This is a genomic window from Mesorhizobium sp. M1E.F.Ca.ET.041.01.1.1, from assembly GCF_003997355.1.
Taxonomy (GTDB): Bacteria; Pseudomonadota; Alphaproteobacteria; order Rhizobiales; family Rhizobiaceae; genus Mesorhizobium.
Genome location: NZ_RZSL01001020.1, coordinates 1 through 1,308, shown reverse-complemented (window position 1 = coordinate 1,308; position 1,308 = coordinate 1). Strand labels below are relative to the sequence as shown.

The window sequence follows — 1,308 nt, the reverse complement described above, 5'->3', positions numbered from 1 at the left end:
GTATAGCAAATGCCTAGAATCTGGGCGTCTCAAAACTAGGTTCTAGACGCCGGGTTCAAATGAGAACCTTCTGACCTTAGAATCAAAGACTTACTCCGGCATAAATCATGTCACTAGAAGGCCTAGCCGAACGGTGGCGCGACGGTTTCACAGGGGGCTGTTGTAAACTCCCTGCCGTCTCGTCCGTCTAGGTGGGATAGCACCGCCCAGTCACATAGCCGAAGTGCGTTTAAACGCAATGAAATCAGTTATTTATTGCCTCTTGAACGGTGCTTTTAGACACCTATTTTCTGGCTAGTCACTCGGCGATGGAATGCCCTCACAAAGAACGTGCTCGGCAAATTCGTAGTGTGGCAATTGGAGAAACTACTATGCACTCACTTCCTATGGAGAGATCGGTGCCTGCGTCTACGCAGTGCATCGTCCTTAGCTGAAATGTGGACCCAAGCGGGCGACGCCCGTGTCCAGCCGAATACTTCCAACACCCACTTCTTGACCGCCCCATTGGTAGCTCGCCGCTACTCGGTCAGCCTCATGACACTATGGCGTTGGCTCAAAAGCGATATTGGCTTTCCCAAGCCCCTGTTCATCGGAAGAAGGCGCTATTGGCTTGAAGGCGAGTTGCTCCAATGGGAAGGCTCGCGTCGGTCAAATGCTGGACCTAGCCAACGAAGGGGGCGGCAATGAGTAAGGCTAACGCAGTCGTTCCGAAGAACCGCGAACCCAGAACGCCCAACTCCGCCAAGTTGGTGCCCCAACCGGTTCTTCCGGACGCGGCTAACCAGAACGCATCAAACTTCATCATTCTTGACTGGGATCAGTGGGCAACCAAGATTGTCCCTCCACGCGAAAAGCTGATGGCTCCAATCATTCCCGAAAAAGGACTGATAGAAATCTATGCACCAAGAGGTGTTGGGAAGACGTTTCTGAGCCTGGGAATTGCGATCGCCGTTGCTACTGGGACCGACTTCTTGCGTTGGACCGTGCCAAGGCCGCGCCGCGTACTCTATGTTGACGGTGAGATGTCCTTCATCGACTTGCAGGAAAGAGCAAAATGGATGGTGGCAAGGCTTGACACCCCGCCCCAAAAAGACTTCTTGCGCCTTTTTGCTGCCGACCTGCAGCGTCATGGGATCCCCGATCTCGCATCCGAAACACCTGATGGCCGTGTCGCTGTCGAAAATGCCCTCAGATTGGGGGAACCGGACCAAACGGACCTCCTAGTTCTCGACAATCTATCGACCCTAACGAAGACGGGTTCCGAAAACTCAGACGAGGCCTGGGCGTTCATGCAGGACTGGCTATTAA

1 protein-coding gene is annotated in these 1,308 nt (G+C 53.6%); it reads left to right on the top strand.

Translation table 11 applies throughout. The features are described from left to right. Nucleotides 1-683 precede the first annotated feature (683 nt). Nucleotides 684-1,308: AAA family ATPase (locus tag EOA38_RS36960; RefSeq protein WP_145966309.1), on the top strand; the 625-nt coding region annotated here is incomplete at its 3' end.